This is a genomic window from Sinomonas humi (assembly GCF_000802235.1).
GTDB lineage: Bacteria > Actinomycetota > Actinomycetes > Actinomycetales > Micrococcaceae > Sinomonas > Sinomonas humi.
In genome coordinates this window covers 1-26,241 of the sequence record NZ_JTDL01000079.1, presented here as the reverse complement: position 1 = coordinate 26,241, position 26,241 = coordinate 1, and the positions used below count along the sequence as shown (strand labels likewise).

The window sequence follows — 26,241 nt, the reverse complement described above, 5'->3', positions numbered from 1 at the left end:
GGCTTCTTTTAATAGCTCAGCTTGATCTATTATGGCTGACGTCAGACCGAAAGACGAGGTCAGCCTTGCAACGTCATCTTCCCCTCGTGGCCGTCCAAGCGCCGCCGCAGCTCATCGGGGCACCCCTCGATGGCTTCGCCGACGAAGCGCGCCGAGCGCTTGAGCGGCATCCCGAGGCCAAGCTACTCGCCTTCCCCGAGCTCCACCTGTTCGGCGACGGCTTTCCAGACCGCCAGCGTGAGGAGGCCCTTCGGGGAGCCGCCGAACCGCTGGACGGGCCGCGCGTCGAGGCCCTGGCCGCGCTCGCGTCCGAGCTCGGCGTCTGGCTCGTTCCCGGGAGCGTCTGCGAACTCGGCGAACACGGCGAGCTGTTCAACACGCAGATCGTCCTCTCGCCCGAGGGAAGGCTCGCGGGCAGCTACCGCAAGGTCTTCCCCTGGCGCCCGCACGAGCCGTACGTGCCGGGTGACCGGTTCGTCGTCGTCGACCTCGACGGCATCGGCCGGGTCGGGCTCAACATCTGCTACGACGCGTGGTTCCCCGAGACCATGAGGCAGCTCGCTTGGATGGGCGCCGAGGTGGTCCTCAACGTCGTGAAGACGACGACGGCGGACCGCGCCCAAGAGCTCGTGCTCGCCCGGGCGAATGCGATCGTCAACCAGGTCTTCGTGGTGAGCGTCAACTGCGCGGGACCCACGGGAATGGGGCAGAGCATCATCGTCGACCCCGAAGGGGGCGTCATCGCCGAGGCTCCCGACGCGGAGCCGACGCTTCTCGCCACGGACCTCGACCTCGCCGTCGTCGACCATGTGCGTACCAACGGGACCGCAGGCGTCAACCGCATGTGGTCCCAGTTCCGCCCCGGGGAACCCGCCATCCCACTGCCCGTCTATGGCGGGCGGATCGATCCCGAGACCTGGCAGCCCTCGAACTTCTCCTAGCCAACCACCGGCTCATAGCCAACCACCGGCCACGTAGACGTGGCTCCCGCCATAGTCAGGAGCGTTTCATGACCGATTCGTCGGCAACCCTCACCCGGACGCTGCGGCTCCCGTCGCTCGTCCTCTTCGGGCTCGCGTACCTCGCGCCGCTCATCGTCCTCGGCATCTTCGGCGTCATCGCCCAGACGACGGCCGGTGCGACGCCGTCGGCGTATCTCGTGGCCCTCGTCGCCATGCTGTTCACGGCGCACAGCTACGGGCGCATGTCCGTGGCCCACCCGGTCTCGGGATCCGCCTACACGTACGTGCGCAAGTCGATTGATTCACGCGTGGGCTTCCTCGTCGGCTGGGCGATGCTCTTGGACTACATGTTCCTTCCCATGGTGATCTGGCTCATCGGCGCCTCGTACCTGGGTTCGGCCTTCCCCGGCATCCCGACCCCGGTCTGGATCGTCTCCTACATCGTCCTCACGACGGCGCTCAACGTCCTCGGCATCAAGGTCGCCGACAAGGCCAACTTCCTCCTCATGGCGTTCCAGATGCTCGTCATCCTCGTGTTCGTCGTGCTCTCCATCGGCTCGATCATGGGCCCGCACGGCACGGGGAGCCTCTTCAGTGCAACGCCGTTCGCCAACCCGGGCACGGGCCTCGGCCCGATCACTGCCGGCGCCGCGATCGCTGCCTACTCCTTCCTCGGCTTCGACGCCGTCACAACCCTCACGGAGGAGACGTTCGAGCCCCAGAAGACCGTCCCGCGGGCGATCATGCTCGTCGCGCTCATCGGAGGCGGGATCTTCATCGTGGTCTCCTACGTCGCGCAGCTCGTGCACCCAGGTGGCGACTTCGCGAACGTCGACTCGGCCGCAACCGAGATCGCCGTCCAGATCGGCGGCAACCTCTTCGCGGCCGTGTTCCTCGCGGGCATGGTCGTGGCCCAGTTCGCCTCGGGGATCGCAGCCCAGGCAAGCGCTTCGCGCCTCATGTACGCGATGGGCCGTGACTCGGTGCTGCCGAAGAAGGTCTTCGGCCGCCTGAACCCGCGCTTCCGCACTCCGGTCATCAACATTGCCATCACCGGCGCAGTGGGGCTGATAGCCATGCTCCTGGACGTCTCGACCTCGACCTCGTTCATCAACTTCGGCGCGTTCACCGCGTTCACCCTCGTCAACGTCTCGGTGATCTTCCACTACTTCCGCCAGGCCAAGCGCGGGATCCGGCTCAACCGGATTAGCTACCTCCTGGTGCCTGGGGTTGGGACGATCATCTGCGCGTACCTTCTCTCGCAGCTCGATTCGAACGCGCTCACCCTGGGCCTCTCGTGGCTCGTCGTCGGGGTCCTCGTGCTCGCCACCCTCACCCGCGGTTTCCGCAAGGCGCCGCCGGAGATGCAGACTGCTGAGGCAGCACTCGTCTGACCGAGAGGAACCCAACCGTGCGCGTCGCCGTCGCCCAGCCCGCCTCCACCGATGATGTCGCGGCGAACCTTGCCGAGATAGCGCGGCTCTCCGAGGAGGCGGCGGGGCTCGGGGCCGAGGTGGTCCTCTTCCCCGAATACGCGACGTACGAGAAGAAGCGCCTCGACGAGACCTTCGCCCGCGCGGCCCAGCCGCTCGACGGTCCCGTCTGCGCCGAACTGGCCTCCACCGCCCGCCGCCACGGCATCACACTCGTGGCGGGGGTGGTGGAGGCCAGCCCCGCACCCGACCGCCCCTACAACACGCTCGCGGCCTTCTCGCCTGACGGCACGCTTGCCGCGGCCTACCGCAAGATCCACCTCTTCGACGCCCAGGGGCAGCGCGAATCCGACTTCATCTCACCGGCTCCTTCCGCGGAGCCGGTGACGTTCGACGCCGGAGGGGTCACCTTCGGGCTCATGACCTGCTACGACCTGCGCTTCCCCGAGCTTGCCGCAGCTTTGGCGGAGGCTGGCGCGCAGGTACTCGCGCTCGGTGCGTCCTGGGTGCCGGGAGAGCTCAAGACGCAGCAGTGGCGGACCCTCTCGGCCGCCCGGGCCATCGACAACGCCGTCTTCGTGGCCGGCTCGTGCCAAGCGCCCCCGATCTCGATCGGGAGCAGCCTCATCATCGATCCCCAGGGCGACGTACTCGCCCTACTCGGTCCCGATCCCGGCGTCGTCGTGGCCGACCTCGACCTCGCCCGCATCGCGTCGACCCGGCTCGAGTTCCCGGTCGTCGAGCAGCGCCGGATACCGTCTTCCAGGCCCTAGCTGCGCCTTCAGTCCTGCGCTTCAGGGGTCTTCGGGGCGGCTGTGAAGTCCGCCGTCGAGGCCTCCTCCTTGAACTGCTTCACCTCGGTCTTGAAGACGCGGAGGGACTGGCCCACGCTCCGCGCGATACCCGGCAGCTTGGGTGCCCCGAAGAGGAGCAGGGCCGCAAGGATGAGGATGCCGATGACCCACGGTTCTTCGAAGAGTCGTGCCAATGGAGTGCTTCCTCTCGGGAAAGGCTGAACGGGCAGTGAGAAAACGGTTTCCCGTCCTGTACGAGCCTAGGAACCTCTGAGCCGAAAGGCAAGGGGCCCAAGGGACGAACGTTCGCCCGGAGAGGGCACGTGTCACCCCGGACGAGCGGGGTATGGAGCCCTTAGTCGACCTCGTCCAGCCGGTGAGGCGTTTCGGAAAGGCGGATCATTGACCGAGCAGAGCATGCCCCAGCGCACCCTCGTCCTCGTCGCGTGCCCGGGGGCCGGCGCCGTCGACCTTCTCGAACTCGACGCCGGAACGGGGGCCCTCAAGGCCCTCGCACGAGCCGAGGGCCTTCCCGGTGTCGCGGCGCTCGCCCTTGATCCGCAGGGAACGGCGTACGCCGCCTGCAATGGCGACGGGACCGATGGAAGCCGGCCACGCGCCGTCGCCCTCTCCCTCGATGCGACGGGCGCGGTTGCCCAGGGCGCCGCCCGGGACCTGCCGGCGTCGGCCTGCTTCGTCGCGCTCGGCCCCGATGGAGGCAGCCTCTTCAGCGCATCCTACGGAGACGCCCGGCTCGACAGGGTGCCGCTTCCCGGGACCGAAGGCGGCAAGGCCGCTCGGTACGAAACGGGAGCCAACACGCACTGTGTCGCCTTCAGCCCCGACGGCCGTTTCCTCTACGCGACCTCCCTAGGGGATGACCGGGTGAGCTGGTTCGAAACGGCCGCGAACGCCGAAACGCCGGCGGACGACGACGGCGCGATCGGCCCGAGCGGTTCCGTCGCCGCCGAGCGGGGCTCGGGACCGCGATACCTGCGCCTCAACAGGGCAGGTGACCGCGTGTACGTGGTGCACGAGCTCACGGGGGAGATTGGCGTGTACGCGAGGGACGCGGAATCCGGTGGGCTCGAGCTCCTCCAGCGCATCTCGGCCGTTGAGGGGCTCGGGCTGGTGCCGGGACCGGTGCGCTCCGCGAGCACCCCGGACCCCGGGACCGGCGTGGTGTGGGCCGCGGACCTCCGCCTGACCCCCGACGAGCGCTTCCTCTACACGACAGAGCGTTCAACGAGCACCATCGCGGGTTTCGCCGTCAAGGACGATGGGACGCTCGAGTTCGTGTCCCGGACCTCGACCGAGGCACAGCCGTGCGGGAGTGCGATCGACCCGTCGGGCCGATTCCTCCTCGTGTGCGGCGAGGCGTCGGATCACATCTCGTCCTACTGGATCGGGGACGACGGGTGGCTGACACAGGGGTCGAGGTCCGAGACGAGCGCTGGACCGCTCGCGATCGAGTGCTATCGAACGCTGTAGTCCTCTGCCGCGGCTCGGAGGCGTCGGTGGACACCTCCGTATGCCTCGGCGGACTTCAACGACCACTTGGGCAGCTTCGCGAGCATCGTGTAGTTCGGGTCGCAGACGTTGGCCGCCGGGGCGAGGCCGAGCTGGCTGACGAGCTGGTACGCGTCCAGCGTGTCCAGGCCTGTCAGCTCTGAAGTCCAACCGATGAGGTCGGTCTGGCTGATCCGATAGGCGTCCTCGAGCGGGCGGACGGAGCCGGTGCTCATGATGAACTCGTCGTCCTCGAGACGCGGCCAGCTGAGGGCGCCGCCCTTGACGACGTCCACCGCGATCACGCTGTTCATGGCCGATTCGAGACCCGTGCCGCACACCTCGCCCTCGCCCTGCCGCGCGTGGCCGTCACCGAGCGAGAGCATCGCCCCGGGAACGTTGACCGGCAGGTAGAGCGTGGTTCCCGCCCGCACCTCGGGAGTGTCCATGTTCCCGCCGTGGGTCGAGGGTGTCACGACGAGGCGGACCTCCCCGCTCGCGGGGGCGACGCCGACCGTGCCGTGCATCGGGTCGAGCGGCAGGGAGAGCTCGTAGTCGGAATTTCGGGCCCGGAAGGTGGCCGTCCAGGCTTCGAGATCGATGTCGTAGAACCAGACGCGCTCCTCTAGCGGGTTGGCGAGCATCGAGGTCTCGTGCGTCGGGGTCAGAGCGCCGAAGTGGGGGAAGGTGCTCGAGATCGCGTAGGGGCGAGCCGGGACGATCGAGACGAAATGCACCGCGAGGATGTCCCCGACCTCGGCCCCTTCCACCTCGATCGGCCCGGACACCGGGTTCAGCTCTGAGAAGGGAACGACCTCGCTCGGGAGATCGTCCGGGGAGTCCACGCGCCCGCCGTAGCAGTCTTCGGTGCTCACCTCGACGATGTCCCCGGGCTTGACGCTCAGGAGAGGCTTTGCCCCGCCGAAGACGTAGGAGTACTGCTCCGGGGTGGGCTTGAGCTGGTGGATCGCCATGTCAGCGAACCTCCTTTTCGTCGAGGGGGGAGGCGGCCGCAACCGAGGGGTCGGTCATCCGCCCGGCCTTGAGCAGGAAGAACGCCAGGATGAGGCCGACGACGAGCCAGAGGACGCCTAGGACCTGTGCCGCGATGTTGGCGTTGATGATGACGGCCACGAGGATCGCGAGACCGAGGAGCGGCAGCACGAGGTGCACGAACCACCGGCGCGACTTCTGGCGGATCACGAACCACCAGACGACGGCGATGTTGAGCAGCGAGAACGCGGTGAGCGCCCCGAAGTTGACGAGCGTCGAGATCTCGGTGAGGCCGTTGGGCTGGGTCACGAGGTAGAGGCCCAGCACGAGCGAGATGGCTGCGACCAGGAACGTCGCGTTCACCGGCACGCCCCGCTTCGGGTGCACGCGGCTGAGGAACGCCGGGAGCTGGCGGTCGCGGGCCATCGCGAAGAGGAGCCGGGACGTTGCAGCTTGGGCGACGAGGGCGTTCGCGAAACCCCACGCGACGGCGGTCGCCGCAGCCGTGAGGATGAAGAGGAACGCACCGCCGGCGTTCTTGGCGGCGTCGTAGAACGCCGTGCCGTTCGGATCGCCGTTGGCCAGGAGCCCGGCCGGATCGTGCACGAGCATCGAGGCGACCCAGGTCTGGACGACGAAGAGCACGCCCACAAGCAGGAGCGACGCGATCATCGAGCGTCCGAGGGACTTGGTCGAGCCGGCATTCTCCTCGGCCAGCGTCGAGATGCCGTCGAAGCCGAGGAAGGAGAGCACCGCGATCGAGACGGCGCCGAAGATGAGCGATGGGTTGAACGTGTGCGGGTTGAAGAAGGCGTCGAAGCTGAAGGTGCCCTGACCGTTGGCGACCGCCACGAACCCGATGACGAGGAAGATCGCGAGCACGATGAGCTCAAGCACGAGCATGATCTTGTTGACCTTTGCCGTGAATTCGATCCCCAGATAGTTGATGAGGGTGTTGAGCAGCACGAACGCGACGAGCCACGCCCAAAGGGGCACAGCGGGAATCATGCCGTTCATTGCGATTGCTGCCGCTAAGTACAGGAGGGCAGGAATGAGGATGTAGTCCAAGAGGATCATCCAGCCCGCGACGAACCCAAGGATGCGCGTGATTCCGCGCCCCACGTAGGTGTAGACGGAGCCCGACATCGGGAACGCCTGGACCATCTGGGCGTAGGAGTTCGCCGTGCACATCATGGCGAGCATGCCGACGATGTACGCCATCGCCACCATTCCGCCGGAGGCCTGGAAGACGCTGCCGAAAATGGCGAAGGGGGCAATCGGCACCATGAAGATCAGGCCGTAGACCAGGAGGTCGGAGAACTTCAGCGTGCGCTTGAGTTCTTGGCGGTAGCCGAATTCTTCGATCCCGCTGCCTGTGGCGGGGCCTGTGTCTGTGCCCTCGTTGTTCGCGGTGAGAGCCGGGGCGTCATAAGGTTGACGAGGTTCTGAGTTCATCGCCGTTGAGTCGTCCAATGCTCGGCCACGGACCGCTGCGTCCGCGGTGTCCAAGTTATTTCCAGATGGAAATAACTTGATGCTACATGCTCCTCTGCTCGATGACCACTAGTTCCGTGCCTTCTGCGCGCGCCAGACGGCCGCCGGGGGGACGGCCGACGACGGCGGGTCCGGTGCTCTTGGAGTCCCCGGCGAGGGTCAGGGCGGCGTGCGCGGGCGGCATGGAATCGAGGAGGCCGCTCATCCAGAGCTCGGCTAGCAGCAGTACGCCGTCGTAGCATCCCTCTGCGTACGAGGCGGGCAGTGGGGCGATCATGCCGAAGCGCCGCAGATAGAGTTCGAGGAAGTTCTGGTGCTCGTCGTCCTGCTGGAGGATGAACGAAGGCATCGCGGAGTAGAGCGTCCCAGTCGTGTCCCCGCCCACGGCCAGCAAGCAGTTCTCGTCGAGGGCCGTGCAAAGGCGGACAAATTGCTTGTTGGCACCGTATTCGGCAGCGTCGCGGTGGAAGGTGATCCCGTCGCGGCCGACGAGCGAGACCAGGATTGCCTCAGCGCGGCTGCGTCGGGCCTCGTCCACGAGGCGCTCGGTGTCCACGTCTCCGAGGGCAACGAACCTGTCCATGACTATCTCCTGCCCGAGAGCCCGCAGGATCCGCCGCGCCTCGCGGTGCACTTGCTGAGGCCACACGTAGTCGCCGCCTATGAGCGCCCACCGGCGCACGGAGTGGTGCCGGATGATCCATTCCAGGGGACGCCGCAGCTGCAGCTGCGGCGCCGAGCCCGTGAAGACCGTGCCGGGCCGGCCTGGCCCCGTCTCGTGGGGCGGAGTGAAGACATAGGGCACTTCTTGCGGTACGACGCTCGAGACTGCGACCCGCACGTCGGACGTGTGTGCCCCGACGAGGCCCTGGACCAGGCGGGCGTCGAGGAGCTGGCGGACGGCCCGCGCGACCTCGGCAGGGCGCTGGCCGGCGTCGATGGGAACGAGTTCTGCGTGGAAGCCGGTACGCTCGGCTACGTGCTCTGCCGCGAGCTGGGCGCAGTTGATGATCGAGGGCCCGGCTATGCCCATGACGCCTGAGAGCGGCGCGAGCAGGCCGATGCCGAGCGTTCCCGGCATGGGGCCGCGAAGCAGCAGCGTGCTCGGAAGCACTAGGCTGACTGGTGAAGTCACAGAAGGTCCTGCCGCATCGAATGGCTGGGGCGATCGAGGAGGATGCCATGCCCGCCTTACCGGGGGACAGCGAACACAGCGTATCCCTGTCGCAAGTCATCGTTACCCTCTCAGGAGTCGGGACACGCATGCTCGAGGGCCTCACCCTGGCACTCGGCGAAGAGGGTGCAACCGTGGATCAGTGGCGCATCCTGCAGCTGGTCTCGCAGCTTGAGGCACCGACCATGGGGGATCTCGCAGGGTTCTCGGGCATGCCCAACGCATCCCTCAGCAGGATCGTCGATGCCCTCGAGGACGCCGCCTCCGTCTACCGTCTTCCCACGCCCAATGACCGCCGTCGGATCACCGTCCGGCTCTCCGATCACGGAGCGGGAAGACTCGCCCGCATGAACACGATCGTCTCTGCGTGGGAGTCGTCCACATGCGCTCTCATCGGCGCGGAGAACGCTCAGGCCTTGGCGGCGGCCGTCAACGGCACTGCCGAGCGGCTCGGCATCCACCGCGTGCAGCCGGCCTGACGAGCCTTGGACGATCCGTCCCTCGAACGGTCGGCAGTGGTGCAATTCGTCCACCGCCCGGACTTCCTCGCGCGCTCTAGTCTGGAGCTTGCACTCGAGTAGAGGAGGGGCCGATGCGACTCGGACTCATGCAGGCGGAGTCGGCCGTGCTGGACGTCGATGCAAACCTTGCCGCCGTCGAAACGGCTGCCCAACTGGCCCGTGAGGGCGGCGCCGATCTGCTCGTGACGCCCGAGCTCTTCCCAGTGGGCTACGCCCCGCGCCGTCTCAGGGACGAGCTCGACCCGCGGCTGCTGCCTGAGATCGCGCAGTCGCTTCTGGACGTTGCCCGACGTCAGGGGATCGGGCTGCTCTACAGCCTCCCTGAGAAGGGCGAGGGCCAATGGCGCATCACTGCGAGCCTCGCCGGTGCAGACGGGACGCTCCTTGCCCACTACGTCAAAGTGCACCTGTTCGGGTCCCAGGAGCGGGAGGTCTTCACTCCTGGAACCGCCCCGCCTGCTGTCGTCGATTTCTCCGGAATGCGACTCGGCATTGCGGTCTGCTACGACATTGAGTTCCCGGAAACGGCTCGCGCGGCCGCCCTTCGAGGAGCTCAGGCGCTCCTCGTCCCGACGGCGTTGGGCATGGGATATGACCGAGTTCCCGAGCGGCTAATCCCTACACGTGCGCTCGAAAGCCAGCTCTACGTCGCCTACGCGAACCACTCCGGAACCGAGGACGGCTTCGCGCTTTCAGGGGGAAGCGCCGTTGCAGATCCGTTCGGCGAGCTGATCGCCCACGCCGGGAGAGGGCCGCAGCTGCTGTTCGCCGATCTCGACCCCGAGCGCGTCGAGGCGGCACGGAGGGATGTGCCGTACCTTCACGACCGCCGCCCAGAGGTCTACCGCGGATGGGGGCATTGAGGGGTGCACCTAGACGAAGTGGAGTGCCAACCAGAGCTCGGCGCGGACACCGGCGTCCTGTAGGTCCTTGCCGAGCAGGTCGGCGATCGCGCCGATGTGCCGCCGCACGCTGTTGCGGTGCAGGCCCAGGGCTGAAGCAGAGGCGTCCCACGAACCATTCGCGCCCAACCAGGCGCGGAGGACGCGGAGGAGGAGCTCCGTGCGCGGGCCGCCTGCCTCAGTGAGCGGAGCAAGAAGTTCTTTCGCGAGAAGGCGCCCGGCTTCGGGGGCGAGGAGTCCCAAGAACGACGGCGGGACGTCGTCGGCGCTCATGCTCCGGCGTTCGTCGAGGGCGCGCGGCAGCACAGCAAGCGCCTGTTCGCGCAATTGGGAGAAGGATCCGGGCTGCGCCGAGGGCTCGCCAGCGGCTGAACTCATGGCGGCAGCGGCTGAGCTCACGGCGACGACGTACCCGGCCTTCTGTGCCGCCGCGAACGATTCCTCCGACGGATGGACCCTCGTGAGAGCGCAGAGGTGCTGACCCTCGTGGACCACGAGCTTGGTGTCCCACAATCGCCGCCATTGGAGGACCTCGGGCATGGCTTCGAGACCAGGCTGGCTTCCTTCCGGCGTCCCGGATTCCCGCTCGATTCGCGCACCGACCACTACGCGCAATGGGGCCCGTCGAGGGCCGCCGACGCTCTCGGCGAGGAGCTGCTCCGAGATCTGCCCGGGGACGGCCTCCGTGCCAAGAAGCAGTACCGTGGCGAGCTGGCTCGGTGAGAGGTCTCCAGCCGTGCGCTGCCGTGCGAGGACCTCGAGAAGCCCGACCGCCATCGTTACGATGCTGTGCTCGGTGGGCGAGAGGGTGCCTGTGAGCGCAAGGAGAAGGGCTCCGAGGGTCGTTTCGGGCAGTCGATTCCGCGGGCGGCCGCTCCGCAAGGGGAAAGCAACCACCTCGCCGGTTTCGAGGCCTCGATGCTCGACACGCGGTGCTGAACTGGCGAGCGTCGTCGCGACCAGTTCGGCGATCGCATCCTCGGCCTCGCGCCAATTAGAGGGTCCTTTGCTGCGTGCGCCCGCAGTGAAACGGAGCTGGCCCCGCGCACCGTAGAGCTCGAGCCGTGCACCGATGCGCCGCGAGAGCGCCTCGAGCAGATCCTGCTCGGGCCGCTCGCCGAGCACCGAACGCAGGAGCTGCCGGCTCATGTCGGCGACGTCGCGCAGCCTCCGTGCATTCTCGGATTCGAGGAGGCGCGAGAAGGAGAGCCCGATCGCCGCGAACGGCAGCGAAGGCGGGATCTCCCACAGCGTGAGTCCGTGGCGCGAGCAGGCTTCGACGAGCGATTCGGGAACCTCGCTGAAGTACGGCTCGAGCCCGAACCCCAGAGCAGAGACCTGCGCCGCGACAAGCCGCCGCACAAAGCCGTCCGCATCGAAGGGATCCGCGCCGGAGCTGCGAAGTGGGAGGCCGGAGGTCAGGAGCAGTTCGTGGTCCACGAGGTAAGGGGTGGGGTCTGCGAGGTCGCTTGGCTCCACCCATCGCAGCGGCTGATCGCCCGCGTCGTGCAGAACCCGAACATCCCCGGGCAGCTGCTGGAGGAAGCTTGAAACCCGGAGGGTGGGGGACTCAACCTCGGGTGCATTCGATCCCATGAGAAAGGATTCTAGGTCACTTTGCACCGCGCTGAGAGCTGTCTCACACACTTAGCGTTGTCTTCGGACTGAAGCCGACCAAAAGAGGATGTCCCCATGAGCACGTTGACTGAGGCGCGTGAAGACTCGAAGACGAGTCTCGGCCGCCAGCTCCTCCGCCGCAAAGCGATCACGACGATGGAATCCGAGGCCGCCGACGGGGGCAGCGGCGGTACGCTCCGCCGAAGCCTCGGAGTGCTCCAATTGACGATGATCAGCATCGGCGCGACCCTCGGAACCGGCATCCTCGTGATCCTCGGCCAAGCCGTTCCCGTGGCCGGCCCGGCCGTGTGGATCTCCTTCGTCATCGCCGGCGTCGCCGCCCTGCTCTCTGCCGTGAGCTACGCGGAGATGGCCGGAATGGTGCCCGTGGCCGGTTCGAGTTACTCCTACTCCTACGCGACGATGGGGGAAGGCACCGCGTGGGTCTGCGGCTGGTGCCTCGTGCTCGAATACGCAGTCTCCGTCGCCGCAGTCGCCGTCGGCGCAGGCCAATACGTCAACGAGACGCTTTCCGTCGTCGGGCTCCAACTGCCGGACGCCCTCTCCCAGCCCCCCGGCTCAGGAGGGCTGGTCAACATACCGGCGCTCGTCGTCGTCCTCCTCGCCACCGTCCTCCTTGTGCGGGGAGCCAAGGAGAGTGCCGTCGTCAACACCGCCATCGTGGCGGTCAAGATCGTGATCCTCGTCTTCTTCTGCGCGGTGGCCTTCACGGCCTTCAACGCGGGCCACTTCGCCCCGCTCATGCCCATGGGTGCCGCGGGCGTGAGCGCGGCTGCCTCTAAGGTCTTCTTCTCCTACATCGGCTTCGACGCCGCATCGACAGCGGGAGAGGAAGCCCGGAACCCTAAGAGGGACATGCCACGTGCGATCCTGCTGTCCATGCTGATCGTCACCACTCTCTACGTCCTCGTCGCGGTCGCCGCCGTCGGCGCGAAGGACTGGCAGTGGTTCGGCGACAGCGAGGCAGCGCTCGTGCAGATCCTCGCCGAGATCACCGGCCAGGCTTGGATCGCCGTCGTTTTCGCGATCGGCGCGGTCCTTGCGATCTGCTCGGTAGTCCTCACGGTCCTCTACGGCCAGACCCGCATCCTGCTCACGATGTCCCGCGACGGCCTCGTCCCCTCGGTCTTCGCCCGCGTCTCCCCACGGACGCACACCCCCGTTGCAGGGACCTGGATCGTCGGGATCCTCGTCGCGGTCACGGCGGCGCTCGTTCCGCTCGGCGCGCTCGCAGATGCCACGAGCATCGGGACGCTGTTCGCGTTCGCACTCGTCAACATCGCCGTCATCATCCTCCGCCGCACCAGGCCGTCCTTGCCCCGCACGTACCGCGTCCCGCTGTACCCGGTGGTCCCGATCCTCGGCGCCGTGGCCTGCGTCTTCCTCATGGCCAATCTCGACGGCATCACCTGGGCGGTCTTCGGCGCATGGATGGCCGCCGGCGTCGTCCTCTATTTCGCCTACGGGCGCCGGAATTCTCGCATCGGAAAGCTCGCTGAGACGGAGTACCAGGAGGCCCGCGCATGACCATGGCAGCCAATTCGGCAGATTCATTCGAAGGCGACAACGCGGCGCCGTCCGCTCGCCTGACGATGCTGAACCCCGACTTCCCGTTCAGCTACGACCTGTACCTCGAGCACCCCGCGGGCCTCGGAAGTGTGCCGGAGGAGCTCCACGGGAGCGAAGTCGCCGTCGTCGGGGCTGGGCTCTCTGGCCTCGTGACCGCATACGAACTCATGAAGCTCGGCCTCAAGCCGGTCGTGTACGAGGCCGACCAGATCGGCGGCCGGCTCAGGACGGCGTCCTTCCCCAGCGCGGAGGGGGTCACGGCCGATCTCGGTGGGATGCGCTTCCCGGAATCGGGGCGTGCGCTCTACCACTACATCGACCTCCTGGGCCTCGAGACGAGAGAGTTCCCCAACCCCCTCTCACCCGTCACGTCGAGCACCGTGATCGAGCTCGCGGGCAAGAAGTTCTATGCCGAGACGGCCGAGGACCTCCCGGCGTTCTTCCACGAGGTCGCTGCTGCCTGGAAGGCGGCGCTGCGCGACGAGGCACACTTCGAACAGATGCAGGAGGCGATCCGCTCCCGCGATGCCCGCAGGGTCAAGGAGATCTGGGACCGCCTGGTCGAGGATCTCGACGAGGAGACGTTCTACGGGTTCATTGCCGGCAGCAAGGCGTTCAAGGACGCCGGGTTCGCCCACCGGGAGGCGTTCGGCCAGGTCGGTTTCGGGACAGGCGGCTGGGACACGGACTTCCCGAACTCGATCCTCGAGATCCTCAGGGTGGTCTACACGGACGCGGACGACCGGCATCGACTCATCGTCGGTGGCGCCCAGAGGCTCCCGCAGGCCCTCTGGCACCACTCGCCGGCGAAGATGGCACATTGGCCCGCAGGCACCTCCCTCGCCTCGCTTCACGGTGGCTCGCCGCGAGGTGCTGTTGCGAAGATAGCGCGCGCCCACAGCCCCGCCACCCCGGCCGGGGAAAGCGCCCCGATCACGGTGACCGAGACCTGGGGGCGGCAGCGGAGCTATCCCGCCGTCGTCACGACCTGCCAGTCCTGGCTCCTCTCCACGCGGATAGACACCGAGGAGGGCCTGTTCCCGGCCGAGCATTGGACGGCGATCGAACGCTCGCACTACATGCAGTCGTCCAAGACCTTCGTGATGGTCGACAGGCCGTTCTGGAAAGAGCGGGACTCGGAAGGGCGGGAGGTCATGTCGATGACGCTCACCGACCGCCTCAACCGGGCCACCTACCTTCTCGACAACGGCCCAGACCAGCCTGCAGTCATCCTGCTCTCCTACACGTGGAACGACGACGCGCTCAAATGGCTCGCGCTCGATGCCGAACAGCGCGTGGAGCTCATGCTGCACTCCCTCGAGAAGATCTATCCCGAGACCGACATCCGCAGCCACATCATCGGGCAGCCGATCACGGTCTCGTGGGAGGCGGATCCCAACTTCATGGGGGCCTTCAAGGCAAACCTCCCCGGGCACTATCGGTATCAGGAGAGGCTCTACACGCACTTCGATCAGTCCGGCCTGAGTGCCGAGCACCGCGGCATCTTCCTCGCGGGCGACGACATCTCCTGGACGGCAGGTTGGGCGGAAGGTGCCGTGACGACGGCGCTCAACGCCGTGTGGGGCGTCGTCAAGCACCTGGGCGGTTCGTCAGCCCCGGAGAATCCGGGCCCCGGCGATGCCCTGGGGGAGTGGGGACCGGTCCGGCTGGGCTAGGCCGCGAGCTCAGGCGATGTCGGAGAGTCGAGTCCGCTCGAGGAAATAGACGACGGCGAGGGCCCCGGCGATCGCTGCCATCCCCGGGACGAGGAGCTCGGGGCCCTGGCCGGTGAACTCGGTGACGAGGATCAGGCCGGTCATCGGCGCGCGCATCGTGCCGGCCAGGAAAGCGGCGGCGCCGACGAACGCAAAGGCGGCCGTCGATGTCCCCGGCATGACAAGGTTCACGACGCTGCCGAGGGCGATGCCGAGCATCGCCCCGACGGCCACGGAAGGGGTGAGGGTCCCGCCAGCCGCACCCGCCTTGATGGTGCCGACTGTCGTCGCTGTCTTGGCGATCAGCAGGACGGCGACGAGGGCGAGCGGCGCCGTCCCGGTGAACACGGTCTGGGCGGCCGCCTTTCCGTTGCCCAGCACCTCGGGCAAGAAGAGCGCGATGGCGCCGACTCCGGCGAAGATGAGCGGCATGGCCCAGAGGATGGCCCGGCCGCGAGGCTTGGTCGAGGCGGCAAGCTGGGTAAGGCGGACGAAGCCGGATGCGGCCAGCCCGATGAGGGGGCCGGCGACGACGGCCCATCCGACCAGCTGGGGTGTCATGACGACGTGCGGCAGCGCGTACATCGGCGAAACGGGGACGACGACGCGGGCGACGGCTGCGCCGATGGCCGAGGCCGCGAACGCCGGAAGCAGCGTCGCGAAGCTCACCTCGGCGAGGAGGATTTCCACGACGAAGAGCGCGCCGCCGAACGGCACGTTGTAGACCGCGGCCAGGCCGGCGCCGGCACCGCACGCGACGAGGATCTTCGTTTCACGCTCGCTCAGGCCGGCCGCCCGAGAGACCTTGTCCGCGAACAGGGCGCCGAGCTCGCGAGGCGCGGCTTCGCGGCCGATCGATGCACCGAGGCCCACGATGAAGATCTGAAGGGCTGCATTCGCGATGGTCGTCTTGAGCGGCATGGCGGTCCCCTTGGCGGCGCGCTCGACCGAGACGACGTGGGGCCCCCACTTGCGCAGAGCCCACCAACCGATGCCGCCGACGACGCCGGCCGCAACCAGCGATGCGAACCGCCGCCAAGGCGGGGCTTGGGTCACGCCCTCGAGAAGGGACCCGCTCGAGTAGCCGAAGGCGAGATGCTGGAGGAGCTGGAGAGCCAAGTCGACCGCGATTCCGACCACTCCGGCGCCGAGGCCCACAAGGAGGGTCACAACCGTCAGGCGCAGGAGCCACGCGCCCTCGCTCCGCAGGCGCGAAGTGCTTGCAGCCGTCGTGGAGCTCACTGTCTGCTCCGGACTCTGCCACAGAATTGTTCTGGCATAGACCTATTCTAGGCCAGAACTAGATCGGTGGCAGAACTATCGTCAGCCGATGAGGTTCGGGGGCGGCGGGTCGAAGTCTCCGTGGTCGTAGTAGCCGACGGCCTGCTGCATGTACTTCGCCCACTGGGGGCCTGCGATGTAGGCACCGTCGACGACCGGGTAGTACTGCCCATTCACCGTGACGTCGCGGCCCAAGCGTGCGGTCGCATTGAAGGGGTCCCCGAAGAACGATGCAGTCGAAAGTCCCCTCGTGTACCCGACGACCCACGTCTGGTTGTTGTACTGGTTGGTACCCGTCTTCGCCGCATCCGGGACGCCGAGCTTCTGCGGGATCAGGAGCCCGGAGCCCTTCGTGATGACGTCCTGGAGGACGTTCGTCGCGGCTTGCGCGACGCCGGGCTTGAGGGCATTCGCCTGACAGCTCTGGTTCTGGCCGCCGATCTTCTTGCCCTGGGCGTCGTCCACCTCCGTGATGGAGATCGGCGTGCAGTAGGTTCCGTCCGCGGCGAACGTTGCGAAGGCATTGGCCATCGTGAGCGGCGCGACGTTCATGCCGCCGAGGAGGTTGCCGAGGGTCGAGAGGTCGAGCTTCTGGCCGTTGCCCGCACCGTTGTGCATGCCGAGCGCGTCAGCGGCGCGCTGGATGTCGCAGAAGTCGTTCAGCCCCGCGGCAGAGGCGAAGGTCGCGGTGTTGATCGACTGGGTGATGCCCTCCCGCACGCTCATCGGGTAGTACCAGTTGGGCTCGTCGTTCTGGAGGTCGTTCGCGGCACCCAAGCTGACCTCGGCGTCGTCGTACGCGCCGGTGACCTTGGTACACGTGTCCCTCCAGGGGTAGTTCAGGGGGTACACGCGCTGGGCGGCGTCGACGATCTGGTTGGTGGGCTTGCCCTCGTCAAGCCACGCTGCGAGGGTGACCGGTTTCATGGTCGAGCCGGGCTGCATGCCGCCGACGCCACCGAGCGGGTTCCCGCTCGCATCCGAGCTGTCGACGTTGAAGTTGTAGGTCGTGACGAAGCCACTCCCTTGGCCGTCGAGCATGCGGGAGTTCTGGGCCATCGCCACGATCTTGCCCGTGCCGGGTTGGACCGTCACGAGGGAAGCGCCCCACTTGTCCGGGTTCGCCCCCGCCGTAGCATCAACCTGCTGCTGGGCAGGCCCCTGCAGGCGGGGATCGAGCGTCGTCTTGATCGTGAGGCCACCGCTCGTGACCCTCTGCACACGGTCCTGTTGGGTCGCGCCGTACGCGGGATCGTTCTCGATCTGGTGCAGCACGTAATCGCAGAAGTAGGGGGCCTGCGTGGCGTACTGGCAGCCCTGCTTGGGCGGATTGAGCTTGAGGGTCAGCGGGGACTTTACCGCTGCGTCGTGCTGGGCCTTGTCGATGTAGCCGTGCGTGAGCATCGCGTCGATCACGAGGTTCCGGCGCGCCACGGCCCTGTCCGGGTACGCAGTGGGGTCGTAGTAGCCGGGCCCGTTGACGAGGCCGGCGAGGAGAGCGGCCTGGGGGATGGTCAGATCTTTTGCGTCCTCAGAGAAGAAGTACTGGCTCGCGGCTTCAACCCCGTAGGCGTTGCCATTGAACGGGACGATGTTGAGGTAGCCCTGGAGGATCTGGTCCTTCGAGTACTGCTTTTCGAGCGCGATGGAGAGCTTCATCTCGCGCAGCTTGTCGCCCACGCCCTTCTGGCCGTTGAGGACGACGTCGGCGCTCTTGCCCTGCGTGACCAGATCCTCGTTGAGGACGTTGGTCACGTACTGCTGGGTCAGGGTCGAGGCGCCCTGCCGGGCACCGCCGGCGTCCACCGTCAAGGCGCGCAGGATGCCCATGGGGTCAACGCCGCCATGCTGGTAGAAGCGGTAGTCCTCGATGGCCACGATGGCATTCCGCATGTTCATCGACATCTGGCTCAGCGGGATGTCTGTCCGGTTCTCCGTGAAGACCGTCCCGATCGTCGAGCCGTCGGCCGCGAGGATCCGGGTGGACTGCGAAGGCGGGGTCACCGTAAGGTCGCTCGGAAGGCTGTTGAAGAACTGCACCGACCCGTTGGCCGCAGCGCTCGTCAGGGCAACGGCGGGGGACATGAGCCCCGCGACGAGGACGCCGCAGACAGCGCTGATGCTGAAGAAGGCGAGTACCTTCCCGAGCGCTGTGGTCGTGTCGATCAACGGTTTCCTACGCGGGGCCATGCCGCGAATGTTACCGAGCCTGAATCGGTGAAACCTGAGAGCAGGGATGTTCCGTAACAGAACTGGTCTCCGTGGGGGGCCTCTCGTCTAGGCTTGAGAGATGACTTCAGGAGCCCATGGCGCAGGCGACGCGTGGTCTCTGACGGACGTCATCACACGCCTGCGGAGGACGCTCCGCGCGAGCGTCCGCGAGGAATTGCCCTGGGAATCCCTGCCGATGGCGCAGGTCGAATTGCTCCAGCGGCTCGCGGAAGAGCCCGGGCTCGGGGTGAGCGAGCTGGCCGTTCGGCAGCACTTGGCCCGGAACACGGTGAGCAACCTCGTGCAGCAGATGGTCACTTCCGGGCTCCTCGAGCGCCATGCCCACGAAAGTGACCGCCGCGCCGTCGTCCTCAATCTGACCGCCGACGGCCGGGAGCGGCTCCTGGCCTGGAAACAGGCGAACGAACGCCGCATCCGCCGCGCCCTCGAGGGGCTCAGCGCCGAAAGCCGCCACGCGATCGATGAGGCGCTTCCTGCCCTGCAGACGCTGGCCGCGCAGCTCGAGGCGCAGGAAGAGGCCGGCGCCGAGCAGGCCTCCTAGCCTGACATTCGCACATATTTTCGCTCTTTACAGGCGGAATAGACCTGTCCAATGATGGGATCCTATATGTCTCGCGGAGGAGGAGACCTGAGGATGGGTGGACTTGGGCTCGTAGCTGACGCGCGCAGGCTCGGCGCATCGCGCGGGGGCGGCGCAGCGGCCTTATGGAGGATGAGCGCGGCGGCCGATGAGCGCGCCCTCTTCTGGCGTCCGAGCAGTCGCGAGCAGGCACGGGTCATCGGGCTGTTGCCCCAGGCTTCGTTCCTTCCGCCCGAGGGCGGCGAGAGCGGCTGGTGGAAGATCGACGCCGTCATCGACTTCATGGCCCTCCGCGGCCTCGACCGTGTGGTGTGGCTCGACGGAGAGCTGCCGACGTACGATCACCGCCTCGGCGTGACCTATCGCGAGGCCGCCGAGGACGCCCTCGCCGACGCCGGGATCACGCCGTTCCTCTTCGCTCCCGATCCGTCGCTCGGCCTCACGGTCGGGATCGCGGAACTCGTCGAGGACTTCGCGGCACGGCGGCTGTGGTCGCTCCCCTCGTACCGGCTCAGCGTCCCCGCGTTCGAGGCCGTCTAGCTCCAGCGCTAGCTCCCCAGCGGCGCGAGCTCGACCTTGATCCAGCCGGCCTCACGACGGTCGAAGGCCTCATAGGCGCCGATTGCCGAGCCGATGGGCTCGTGCTCCGTGATGAGAGCCGTGGGGTCGAACTGCCCGGCGGCGACCATGTCGATGAGCGGTGGTGTGACGGAGTGGTGGTCGCAGTTGCCCATGCGGACGGTGAGGTTCTTGTTCATGGCCTTCCCGATGGGATACGTCTCGACGGTCGGCGAATACACCCCGATAATGCCGATCCGCCCGCACTTTGCGACCACCTCGACCGCCCAGCGGGCAACCTGAGAGGGGCCATCGCCCGGCTTCCACTGTCCGTCCTGCGGAGCGGCGTCGGGAGCGATCTGCTGCACCTCGCCGTCGAACTTCGCCCCCTCATCGGGCGAGACCGCGGCAGGCCCCTGCTTGGGACGCTCGGCATCGACCCCCACGGCGTCGATGACCGCGTCCGCACCGATCCCGTTCGTGAGATCCATGATCGCCTGCACGGGGTCCTCCGTGTTGTAGTTCACGATCTCGCAGTTCTGGGCGAGCGCCGCGGCAAGGCGCGTCTCTTCGCCGTCGACCACGATGACCCGCCCCGCGCCCTGCTTGAACGCGGACGCAGCGGCGAACTGGCCCACGATCCCGGCGCCGAACACAACAACGATGTCTCCACGCCGAACCCCAGCGAGCTCGGCCCCGAACCACCCCGTGGGGAAGATGTCCGAGAGCAGGATCGCCTGCTCGTCGGAGACGTTGTCCGGAAGCGGGTGCATGGTGTTCTCTGCCCACGGGATCCGCGCATACTCGGCCTGGAGCCCGTCCACCTGTCCGGTCATCGCAGGGCCCCCGAAGAAGCTCGTCCCGGCCTGGGGCCCGTTCGGGTTGGCGACGTCGCACTGGGCCGTCCGGCCCATCCGGCAGTAGCGGCACGCGCCGCAGGAGATCGTCGAGTTGATGAGGACGCGGTCGCCGGGGCTGAAGCCGCGGACGCTGTCCCCGACGGCGGTCACGATGCCTACAGCTTCATGCCCGAGGACGGTGCCCTCCTGCATTCCGGGCATCGTCCCCCGGACCAGATGCAGGTCGGTTCCGCAGATCGCCGAGCGCGTGATGCGGACGATCGCGTCGTGCGGATCCTGGAGGGAGGGCTCGGGAACTTCGTCGAGCCGGATGTCGCCTATGCCGTGCCAGACCACTGCCTTCATGCGTGCCTACTACCTCGCGGTAGCGAGGCCCAAACCTCAGGCTTCGGCGGCGAGGACCACCGCGAGTCCGAGCATGAGCACGGCGACGCATCCGTCGAGGATCCGCCAGGACGCGGGGCGGGCGAAGAAGCCTCGCAGCCCGCGGGCGCCGAAGCCGATGAGCGGGAACCACAGGGCGCTTCCCGTCGCGGCACCGATTCCGAAGAGCCACTTGCCCGGGGAGCCCTGGGCGTTCGCGAGCGACCCGAGCAGCACGAGGGTGTCTAGGTAGACGTGCGGGTTGAGCCATGTGATGCCGGCGGCCGTGAGCACGGCCGTCCACGCCGTCATGCCGCGCGGCGCGGTGGCGGCTTCGAGGATCCCCGGGCGGAGCGCACGCTTGGCGGCGAAGGCTGCGTACGTGACGAGGAATGCCGCACCCACCCAGCGGATGACGACGAGGAGGGCCGGAGCGCTCTGAATCAGCGCGCCGATTCCCGCGACCCCCGCGAAGATCAGGATGGCGTCACTCGCGAGGCACACGAGGACGACGGGCAGGACGCCCTCGCGCTTGATCCCCTGACGGAGGACGAACGCGTTCTGCGCGCCGATCGCGACGATGAGGCCGAGGCTGGCTCCGAGGCCGGTGAGGAAGGGGGTCACCCTTCGACGGTACGTCCGGGCTTGATGAAGAACAATTTACTATTTTTGCATCCGCATTAGAATATCTTCATGGAACTGGACCAGCTCCGGGCGTTGGCCGCCGTCGTCGACAATGAGACCTTCGAGGCCGCGGCCGGCGAGCTCAGGCTCACTCCGTCTGCCGTGAGCCAGCGGATCAAGGCGCTCGAGCGGTCGGTGGGCAGCGTCCTCGTGCGGCGGCTCAAGCCCGTCCGGCCCACGCCCGCGGGGGAGCAGCTCCTGCGATCGGCGCGGCAGCTGCTCCTGCTCGCCGATGAGGCGGTGTTGGCCCTTCGAGGCGCTGGGCAGGGCGGCGCGGACGACGACGGCGCCCCTCGCCTGAGTGCCGAGCGGCTAAGGGTTCCGATCGTCGGGAACGCTGATTCGATCGCGACCTGGCTGCCCGCGGCCATTCGCGAGATCGCCCTCGGCGGCCGCGTTGCCCTTGAGCTGCTGCGCGACGACGAGCACGCCACGGCGGACCTCCTCCGCTCAGGGGACGCGGTCGCCGCCGTCACGGCTGAGCCACGGCCCGTGCAGGGGTGCACTGTCCGGCCTCTCGGTTCCATGGTCTACCGGGCGAAGGCATCGAGGGAGTTCGTGGACCGGTGGTTCTCGGAGGGTCCCACTCCGGCTGCGCTCGCGGTCGCCCCCGTCATGCAGTACGACCGGAAGGACAGCCACCAGCTCGCCCTCCTCGCACGCGTCGCTCCCGAGGCCGCCCCTCCGCAGCATTTCATCCCCGACTCGGTCCAATACGTCGAATCGGTCCATGCCGGGCTCGGCTGGGGCATGGTCCCGGATCAGCAGGATCCCGACGGCGCCCTCGTGGAGCTCGATCCCGCCTGGTCGGAGGAGCTGCGGCTCTACTGGCAGGTGTGGACGCTCGACTCGCCGGGCCTCGAGGAGGTGACGCGCGCCGTCGTCCGCGCCGCCGCCCGGGGCCTGACCCGCCCGGCTACCTAACCTGCCCCGCCCCCGTTTCGGGTACACAAACTCACCCCAAATTCCATCTCGGGTACGGATAATCCCGCCCAGAGCCATTTCGGGTACAGATACTGCGGCAAGCCCGTGGAATATCCGTACCCGAAACGGTCGGGGAGGGGATTATCCGTACCCGAGACGGTCGGGGAGGAGATTATCTGTACCCGAGATGGTCGGGGAGGAGATTATCTGTACCCGAGACGGTTTGGGAGGGGAGTATCTGTACCCGAGACGGTAGACCGAGGGGGCTAGGGGTGGCGGGGCTCGTGGGCGGCGTCGTCGGCGCTCTCGCCGGTGACGTCGTGGGCGGTGAGGTCCTCGAGTTCGAGGCCGCCGAGGGGCTGGCTCCGCCATTCCTCGAGCGCCCAGCCGGACTCCGGGCTGCCCTCGAGCACACACATGCCGGTGTTCATGATCCTGAGCTCGGCGGCGGCGTCGCCGTCCATCCGGGAACTCACGGCTCCGTAGACACGGATTGCGGCTCCGTGGCTGAACAACGCGATCGTGTCGCCTTCGGAGTGCGTCGCAGCGATCTCCCGCACCGCTGCGTCATACCTTGCGAGGAAGTCCCTGCCCGTCCGGCCTTCCGGCATCCGCCGATCCAACTCACCTCGCATCCACGCGATGAGGCACTCGCCGTAAGCTTCCACGGCCTCGGAATCGTTGCGCATCTCGAGGCCCCCGGCGGATATCTCTTCGAGCCCGGATTGAACCTGCACACTCGCGCCCAAGGTTTCGCTGAGCGGGCCGGCTGTGAGCTGGGTGCGGACAAGCGGCGAGGCGTAGACGCCCGCGATGCGTTCGTGTGCGAGCGCGTCCGGGACGGCGCGGGCCTGCGCCTTGCCGAGGGCCGTGAGGCCCGCGCCGGGGAACGCTGTGTCGAGCGCGCCCCGCACGTTCGAGGGGGTCTGTCCGTGACGGATGAGAAGCAGGCGCACGGTTGCCAGTCTAGGCGGCGCATACTCTAGGCAGCATGCGCGAACTCGTGGTCCTCGGCACTGCCTCCCAGGTACCGACCCGGACCCGCAACCACAACGGTTACCTCCTGCGGTGGGACGGCGAGGGCCTCCTGTTCGATCCCGGCGAGGGGACGCAGCGCCAGATGATCTACGCCGGCGTCGCGGGCACCGATGTCACACGCATCTGCCTCACACATGTCCACGGCGACCACTGCTACGGGCTCCCAGGCGTGATCTCGCGCATGGCCCTCGATCGCGTCGAGCATCCCGTCCACGTTCACTACCCCGCCTCGGGGGAGCTCATGGTGCGGGCTCTCGTCGCTATCGCATCGCCCGGCGTCGACCTCCGCCTCGTGCCGCACCGCGCGCCCGGAGACATCGCGCCCGGCCTCGAGGTCCAGCCGCTCAAGCACCGCATCGAGACCTACGGCTACCGTCTCTCCGAGCCGGACGGCCGTTCGCTCGTGCCGGAGCGCCTCGCCGCCGTGGGCATCGCCGGGCCCGACGTCGGCCGCCTCCAGCGCGAGGGCCGGCTCGGCGAAGTGCGGCTCGAGGACGTGAGCGTGCCCCGGCGCGGGCAGAGCTTCGCGTTCGTCATGGACACCGCGCAGTGCGAGGGCGCCGAACAGCTTGCCGAGGGCGCGGACCTCCTCGTCGCCGAGAGCACCTTCAGCGACGACGACGCCGCGCTCGCCGAGCAGTACCGGCACCTCACGGCGGGGCAGGCTGGCGAGCTCGCTGGCAGTTCAGGGGCCCGGAACCTCGTGCTCACCCATTTCTCATCCCGCTACCCCGAGGTGACCGAGCTGGAAGCGCAGGCTCGGCGGAAGGCTGGCTCCGCCGTCGTCCGCGCGGCAGAGGATCTTGACCGCTTTGGGTTCCCGAAGCGCCGGGCGTGACTTCGTCGCGAGCGTTCCCGAGCGACAGGGTAGCGGCGAGGCCGACGACGAGGAACGCCGCCGCGGACCACGCCGCGTAGCGTGTTCCGTCCGAGAAGGCCTCCTTCGCGTCGCCGGCGGCGGGGGCCGTGGCAGGCGACGCCGCGAGCTGGGAGATCGCGGCCCCGGAACTGTCGACGACGGCGGAGACCAGGCTGTCACGCTGCGCCGCCGGGATGCCCCGTTGGTCGAGGGCGTTCGAAAGCAGGCCCGAAGCGGAGGAGAACAGCACCGTGCCAAGCACCGCGATGCCGAGGGCGGAGCCGATCTGCCGCGACGTGCTCTGTGTGCCGGAAGCCTGGCCGCTCGCGCTGACCGGAACGTCGGTCAGGATCACGCCCGTCAGCTGGGCGGTCGCAAGCCCGACCCCGAACCCGTAGACGAACAGGAACGGCACGAGGGCGGCCCAAGGAGCATCCGGCCGGACGACGTCACCCAGCCCAGCAACGCCGACGATCTCCGCCGCAAGCCCGACGCGCACCACGACGATGGGCCGAACCCGACCACTGAACGCGCCTGCGAGGCCGCTCGCGCCAAAAGAACCCAACGCGAGGGCGAGGAGGATGAGCCCAGTGTCGAGGGCCGTGAAGCCGAGCACGTTCTGCAGCCAGATCGGAAGCGCGAGGATGATGCCGAATTCGCCGAGCGAGACGATCATCGCGGCGAGGTTGCCGTTCCGGAACGAGCGGATCCGGAGCAGCTCGATCGCGAACATGCTTCCGAGCCCACGGCGTTCCCGCGCCCGGGCCCAGGACACCCACGCAAGGATCGCGAGGAGGGCGACCCCGAAGGCGAGGGGGATCGGCGAAACGCCCCCGGGCCACTCCCACGAGCCGAGCCGCGGCCGGTGGTCCACGGCCCACCAACCGTAGTTCCGGCCTTCGATGAGCGCGAACACGAGCGACGCAGACGCGACGACGGAGAGCACCGCGCCCACGGGATCCAACCTCCGCCGCGCGTCGTCGCGGGACTCCGCGACCGCGAGGAGGGCCCCCGTGACGATGACGATGCCGAGCGGGATGTTGATTCCGAAGGCCCAGCGCCACGAGTAAGCCGTGGTGAGCCAGCCGCCGAGGAGGGGGCCGACGGCGGTCATCCCGCCGATCGTCGAGCCCCACACCGCTAAGGCGATGGCCCGCTCGGGGCCCGCGAAGCCTGCGTTGATCAGGGAGAGAGTCGAGGGCAGCACCATCGCCCCGCCCACGCCCTGGACGAAGCGGGCCGCGATCAGGAGCTCGCCCGATGGCGCGAGCGCGGCCACGACGGACGAGAGCGCGAACACGACGACGCCGACGATGAGGACGAGGCGGCGGCCGTAGCGGTCGCCGAGGGTGCCGAACACGAGCAGGAGAGCTGCGAAGACGAGCGTGTAGGACTCCTGGACCCACTGGACACCAGTCGAATCGACCCCGAGGTCCTTCACGATCGAGGGGATCGCGACGTTCACAATCGTTGAGTCGACGATGATGAGCGAGACGGCGAGGCTGATGACGACGAGGCCCACCCAGCGCCGTCGTCCGCCCTCGGCGGTGCTCGGAGCTAAGCCAGCGGTGCTCACAGCGACGCCAGATCGAGTTGCTGGAGCTGGAGACGGAGCCACGGGCTGAACGCGTAAGGCGCGGCGACGACGGCGGTGCGCAGCCGATCGGGGCTCGTCCACTCCCACTCGCACACCTCGTCGGGCGACGGCGCAGGCTCGTTGACAGCCAGGGCGCGGAATACGGGACAGATCTCGTTCTCGACGAGGCCGGAGGCGTCCGTCGCACGGTACCGGAAGCCCGGGAGGATCGGGGTGAGCGCCTCGAGTTCGAGGCCGAGTTCCTCGCGCGCCCTCCGCAGCACGGCCTCCTCGACGGGCTCCCCAGGGGCGGGATGGCCGCAGAACGAATTCGTCCAGACACCGGGCCACGTGGCCTTGGCCAGCGCGCGCCGCGTGACGAGCACCCGACCCTCGCCATCCTCGACGTGGCACGAGAAGGCAAGGTGCAGCGGAGTGTCCGTCCCATGGATGCTCGCCTTGAGCGCCGTCCGAAGGGGCGCGCCGTCGTCGTCCACGACCTGCACAAGCGTGTAGTCGAATTTCATGCCAGCCCCCTGTTCTCTGCGGCCGCGGTGATCCGCTCGGCCATGCCCTTGAAGA

The 26,241-nt window shown here is 67.8% G+C and carries 23 protein-coding genes and 1 pseudogene; 12 read left to right on the top strand and 12 right to left on the bottom strand.

What is annotated here, in order from left to right:
* The first annotated feature begins 86 nt into the window (after positions 1 to 86).
* The 3 genes from LK10_RS05155 to LK10_RS05145 all read left to right on the top strand — a co-directional run bounded on the left by LK10_RS05155 (position 87) and on the right by LK10_RS05145 (position 3,168).
* Positions 87 to 941: a carbon-nitrogen hydrolase family protein gene (locus tag LK10_RS05155; RefSeq protein WP_231567615.1), complete on the top strand. Its 855-nt coding sequence runs from the start codon at positions 87 to 89 to the stop codon at positions 939 to 941.
* A gap of 68 nt (positions 942 to 1,009) precedes the next feature.
* A complete protein-coding gene (locus LK10_RS05150; protein ID WP_043120711.1) occupies positions 1,010 to 2,356 on the top strand; it encodes an APC family permease in 1,347 nt (448 codons plus the stop codon).
* Positions 2,357 to 2,373: 17 nt separating this feature from the next.
* Complete coding sequence (locus LK10_RS05145; RefSeq protein WP_043120709.1) at positions 2,374 to 3,168, top strand: carbon-nitrogen hydrolase family protein; 795 nt, start codon at positions 2,374 to 2,376, stop codon at positions 3,166 to 3,168.
* 8 nt (positions 3,169 to 3,176) lie between these two features.
* On the opposite strand, the gene LK10_RS05140 is transcribed toward LK10_RS05145, so the two are convergent.
* Complete coding sequence (locus LK10_RS05140) at positions 3,177 to 3,383, bottom strand: twin-arginine translocase TatA/TatE family subunit (RefSeq protein ID WP_043120707.1); 207 nt, start codon at positions 3,381 to 3,383, stop codon at positions 3,177 to 3,179.
* A gap of 208 nt (positions 3,384 to 3,591) precedes the next feature.
* Between LK10_RS05140 and LK10_RS05135 the strand changes: the two genes are divergently transcribed.
* Positions 3,592 to 4,680 (top strand): lactonase family protein, encoded by a 1,089-nt coding sequence (locus tag LK10_RS05135; protein ID WP_052206978.1) that lies wholly within the window; start codon positions 3,592 to 3,594, stop codon positions 4,678 to 4,680.
* Here the strand turns inward: LK10_RS05135 and LK10_RS05130 are convergent.
* The 3 genes from LK10_RS05130 to LK10_RS05120 form a co-directional block, all read right to left on the bottom strand.
* Positions 4,665 to 5,672 carry an acetamidase/formamidase family protein gene (locus tag LK10_RS05130; protein WP_043120706.1) on the bottom strand — a complete coding sequence of 336 codons (1,008 nt, stop codon included), beginning with the start codon at positions 5,670 to 5,672 and terminating at the stop codon, positions 4,665 to 4,667. The two genes, LK10_RS05135 and LK10_RS05130, sit on opposite strands and share 16 nt — an antisense overlap.
* 1 nt (position 5,673) lies before the next feature.
* On the bottom strand, positions 5,674 to 7,146 hold the full coding sequence (locus LK10_RS05125; RefSeq protein ID WP_081998307.1) for an APC family permease: 1,473 nt from the start codon (positions 7,144 to 7,146) through the stop codon (positions 5,674 to 5,676).
* 82 nt (positions 7,147 to 7,228) lie between these two features.
* Complete coding sequence (locus LK10_RS05120; RefSeq protein WP_156144047.1) at positions 7,229 to 8,320, bottom strand: substrate-binding domain-containing protein; 1,092 nt, start codon at positions 8,318 to 8,320, stop codon at positions 7,229 to 7,231.
* 47 nt (positions 8,321 to 8,367) lie between these two features.
* Between LK10_RS05120 and LK10_RS05115 the strand changes: the two genes are divergently transcribed.
* Positions 8,368 to 8,838: a MarR family transcriptional regulator gene (locus LK10_RS05115; protein WP_197061859.1), complete on the top strand. Its 471-nt coding sequence runs from the start codon at positions 8,368 to 8,370 to the stop codon at positions 8,836 to 8,838.
* Positions 8,839 to 8,951: 113 nt separating this feature from the next.
* Positions 8,952 to 9,743 (top strand): carbon-nitrogen hydrolase family protein, encoded by a 792-nt coding sequence (locus LK10_RS05110; RefSeq protein ID WP_043120703.1) that lies wholly within the window; start codon positions 8,952 to 8,954, stop codon positions 9,741 to 9,743.
* Between the two features lie 9 nt (positions 9,744 to 9,752).
* On the opposite strand, the gene LK10_RS05105 is transcribed toward LK10_RS05110, so the two are convergent.
* Positions 9,753 to 11,378 carry a PucR family transcriptional regulator gene (locus LK10_RS05105; RefSeq protein ID WP_043120946.1) on the bottom strand — a complete coding sequence of 542 codons (1,626 nt, stop codon included), beginning with the start codon at positions 11,376 to 11,378 and terminating at the stop codon, positions 9,753 to 9,755.
* 96 nt (positions 11,379 to 11,474) lie between these two features.
* On the opposite strand from LK10_RS05105, the gene LK10_RS05100 reads away from it, so the two are divergent.
* Both LK10_RS05100 and LK10_RS05095 read left to right on the top strand, forming a co-directional pair.
* On the top strand, positions 11,475 to 12,947 hold the full coding sequence (locus LK10_RS05100; RefSeq protein ID WP_043120700.1) for an APC family permease: 1,473 nt from the start codon (positions 11,475 to 11,477) through the stop codon (positions 12,945 to 12,947).
* On the top strand, positions 12,944 to 14,665 hold the full coding sequence (locus tag LK10_RS05095) for a flavin monoamine oxidase family protein (RefSeq protein ID WP_408021432.1): 1,722 nt from the start codon (positions 12,944 to 12,946) through the stop codon (positions 14,663 to 14,665). Before LK10_RS05100 ends, LK10_RS05095 begins: the two co-directional genes overlap by 4 nt.
* Positions 14,666 to 14,674: 9 nt before the next feature.
* Here LK10_RS05095 and LK10_RS05090 read toward each other — a convergent pair whose 3' ends face one another.
* Both LK10_RS05090 and LK10_RS05085 read right to left on the bottom strand, forming a co-directional pair.
* A complete protein-coding gene (locus LK10_RS05090) occupies positions 14,675 to 15,946 on the bottom strand; it encodes a chloride channel protein (protein ID WP_231567613.1) in 1,272 nt (423 codons plus the stop codon).
* A gap of 81 nt (positions 15,947 to 16,027) precedes the next feature.
* Positions 16,028 to 18,154, bottom strand: a complete 2,127-nt coding sequence (locus LK10_RS05085) for a transglycosylase domain-containing protein (RefSeq protein ID WP_231567612.1) — start codon at positions 18,152 to 18,154, stop codon at positions 16,028 to 16,030.
* Between the two features lie 121 nt (positions 18,155 to 18,275).
* Between LK10_RS05085 and LK10_RS05080 the strand changes: the two genes are divergently transcribed.
* A complete protein-coding gene (locus LK10_RS05080) occupies positions 18,276 to 18,758 on the top strand; it encodes a MarR family winged helix-turn-helix transcriptional regulator (protein WP_043120698.1) in 483 nt (160 codons plus the stop codon).
* Between the two features lie 93 nt (positions 18,759 to 18,851).
* Entirely contained in the window at positions 18,852 to 19,337 is a 486-nt protein-coding gene (locus LK10_RS05075) for a hypothetical protein (RefSeq protein WP_156144045.1), read from the top strand.
* Positions 19,338 to 19,345: 8 nt separating this feature from the next.
* On the opposite strand, the gene LK10_RS05070 is transcribed toward LK10_RS05075, so the two are convergent.
* On the bottom strand, positions 19,346 to 20,560 hold the full coding sequence (locus LK10_RS05070; RefSeq protein ID WP_043120696.1) for a zinc-dependent alcohol dehydrogenase: 1,215 nt from the start codon (positions 20,558 to 20,560) through the stop codon (positions 19,346 to 19,348).
* 36 nt (positions 20,561 to 20,596) lie between these two features.
* Positions 20,597 to 21,202 carry a LysE/ArgO family amino acid transporter gene (locus LK10_RS05065; protein ID WP_043120695.1) on the bottom strand — a complete coding sequence of 202 codons (606 nt, stop codon included), beginning with the start codon at positions 21,200 to 21,202 and terminating at the stop codon, positions 20,597 to 20,599.
* A gap of 69 nt (positions 21,203 to 21,271) precedes the next feature.
* Between LK10_RS05065 and LK10_RS05060 the strand changes: the two genes are divergently transcribed.
* Positions 21,272 to 22,186: an ArgP/LysG family DNA-binding transcriptional regulator gene (locus LK10_RS05060; RefSeq protein ID WP_043120694.1), complete on the top strand. Its 915-nt coding sequence runs from the start codon at positions 21,272 to 21,274 to the stop codon at positions 22,184 to 22,186.
* Positions 22,187 to 22,452: 266 nt separating this feature from the next.
* On the opposite strand, the gene LK10_RS05055 is transcribed toward LK10_RS05060, so the two are convergent.
* Entirely contained in the window at positions 22,453 to 23,142 is a 690-nt protein-coding gene (locus LK10_RS05055; RefSeq protein ID WP_043120693.1) for a histidine phosphatase family protein, read from the bottom strand.
* A 35-nt stretch (positions 23,143 to 23,177) separates the two neighbouring features.
* Here LK10_RS05055 and LK10_RS21185 point away from each other — a divergent pair, with 35 nt between their 5' ends.
* Positions 23,178 to 24,062, top strand: coding sequence for a ribonuclease Z (locus LK10_RS21185; protein ID WP_081998291.1), 885 nt, complete (start codon positions 23,178 to 23,180; stop codon positions 24,060 to 24,062).
* 1 nt (position 24,063) lies between these two features.
* Here LK10_RS21185 and LK10_RS05045 read toward each other — a convergent pair.
* Both LK10_RS05045 and idi read right to left on the bottom strand, forming a co-directional pair.
* A pseudogene (locus LK10_RS05045) lies at positions 24,064 to 25,659 on the bottom strand (DHA2 family efflux MFS transporter permease subunit); the annotation flags it as partial.
* Positions 25,656 to 26,186 carry an isopentenyl-diphosphate Delta-isomerase gene (idi, locus tag LK10_RS05040; protein WP_043120691.1) on the bottom strand — a complete coding sequence of 177 codons (531 nt, stop codon included), beginning with the start codon at positions 26,184 to 26,186 and terminating at the stop codon, positions 25,656 to 25,658. The gene idi and the pseudogene LK10_RS05045, both read right to left, overlap by 4 nt.
* Positions 26,187 to 26,241 lie beyond the last annotated feature (55 nt).

Bases quoted from the DNA above. Each gene is read 5' to 3' on its own strand.
- LK10_RS05150 (WP_043120711.1), top strand. From the start codon at position 1,010: ATGACCGATTCGTCGGCAACCCTCACCCGGACGCTGCGGCTCCCGTCG.
- LK10_RS05130 (WP_043120706.1), bottom strand. From the start codon at position 5,672: ATGGCGATCCACCAGCTCAAGCCCACCCCGGAGCAGTACTCCTACGTC.
- LK10_RS05125 (WP_081998307.1), bottom strand. From the start codon at position 7,146: ATGAACTCAGAACCTCGTCAACCTTATGACGCCCCGGCTCTCACCGCG.
- LK10_RS05115 (WP_197061859.1), top strand. From the start codon at position 8,368: ATGCCCGCCTTACCGGGGGACAGCGAACACAGCGTATCCCTGTCGCAA.
- LK10_RS05110 (WP_043120703.1), top strand. From the start codon at position 8,952: ATGCGACTCGGACTCATGCAGGCGGAGTCGGCCGTGCTGGACGTCGAT.
- LK10_RS05105 (WP_043120946.1), bottom strand. From the start codon at position 11,378: ATGGGATCGAATGCACCCGAGGTTGAGTCCCCCACCCTCCGGGTTTCA.
- LK10_RS05100 (WP_043120700.1), top strand. From the start codon at position 11,475: ATGAGCACGTTGACTGAGGCGCGTGAAGACTCGAAGACGAGTCTCGGC.
- LK10_RS05095 (WP_408021432.1), top strand. From the start codon at position 12,944: ATGACCATGGCAGCCAATTCGGCAGATTCATTCGAAGGCGACAACGCG.
- LK10_RS05080 (WP_043120698.1), top strand. From the start codon at position 18,276: ATGACTTCAGGAGCCCATGGCGCAGGCGACGCGTGGTCTCTGACGGAC.
- LK10_RS05075 (WP_156144045.1), top strand. From the start codon at position 18,852: ATGGGTGGACTTGGGCTCGTAGCTGACGCGCGCAGGCTCGGCGCATCG.
- LK10_RS05070 (WP_043120696.1), bottom strand. From the start codon at position 20,560: ATGAAGGCAGTGGTCTGGCACGGCATAGGCGACATCCGGCTCGACGAA.
- LK10_RS05060 (WP_043120694.1), top strand. From the start codon at position 21,272: ATGGAACTGGACCAGCTCCGGGCGTTGGCCGCCGTCGTCGACAATGAG.
- LK10_RS21185 (WP_081998291.1), top strand. From the start codon at position 23,178: ATGCGCGAACTCGTGGTCCTCGGCACTGCCTCCCAGGTACCGACCCGG.
- idi (WP_043120691.1), bottom strand. From the start codon at position 26,186: ATGAAATTCGACTACACGCTTGTGCAGGTCGTGGACGACGACGGCGCG.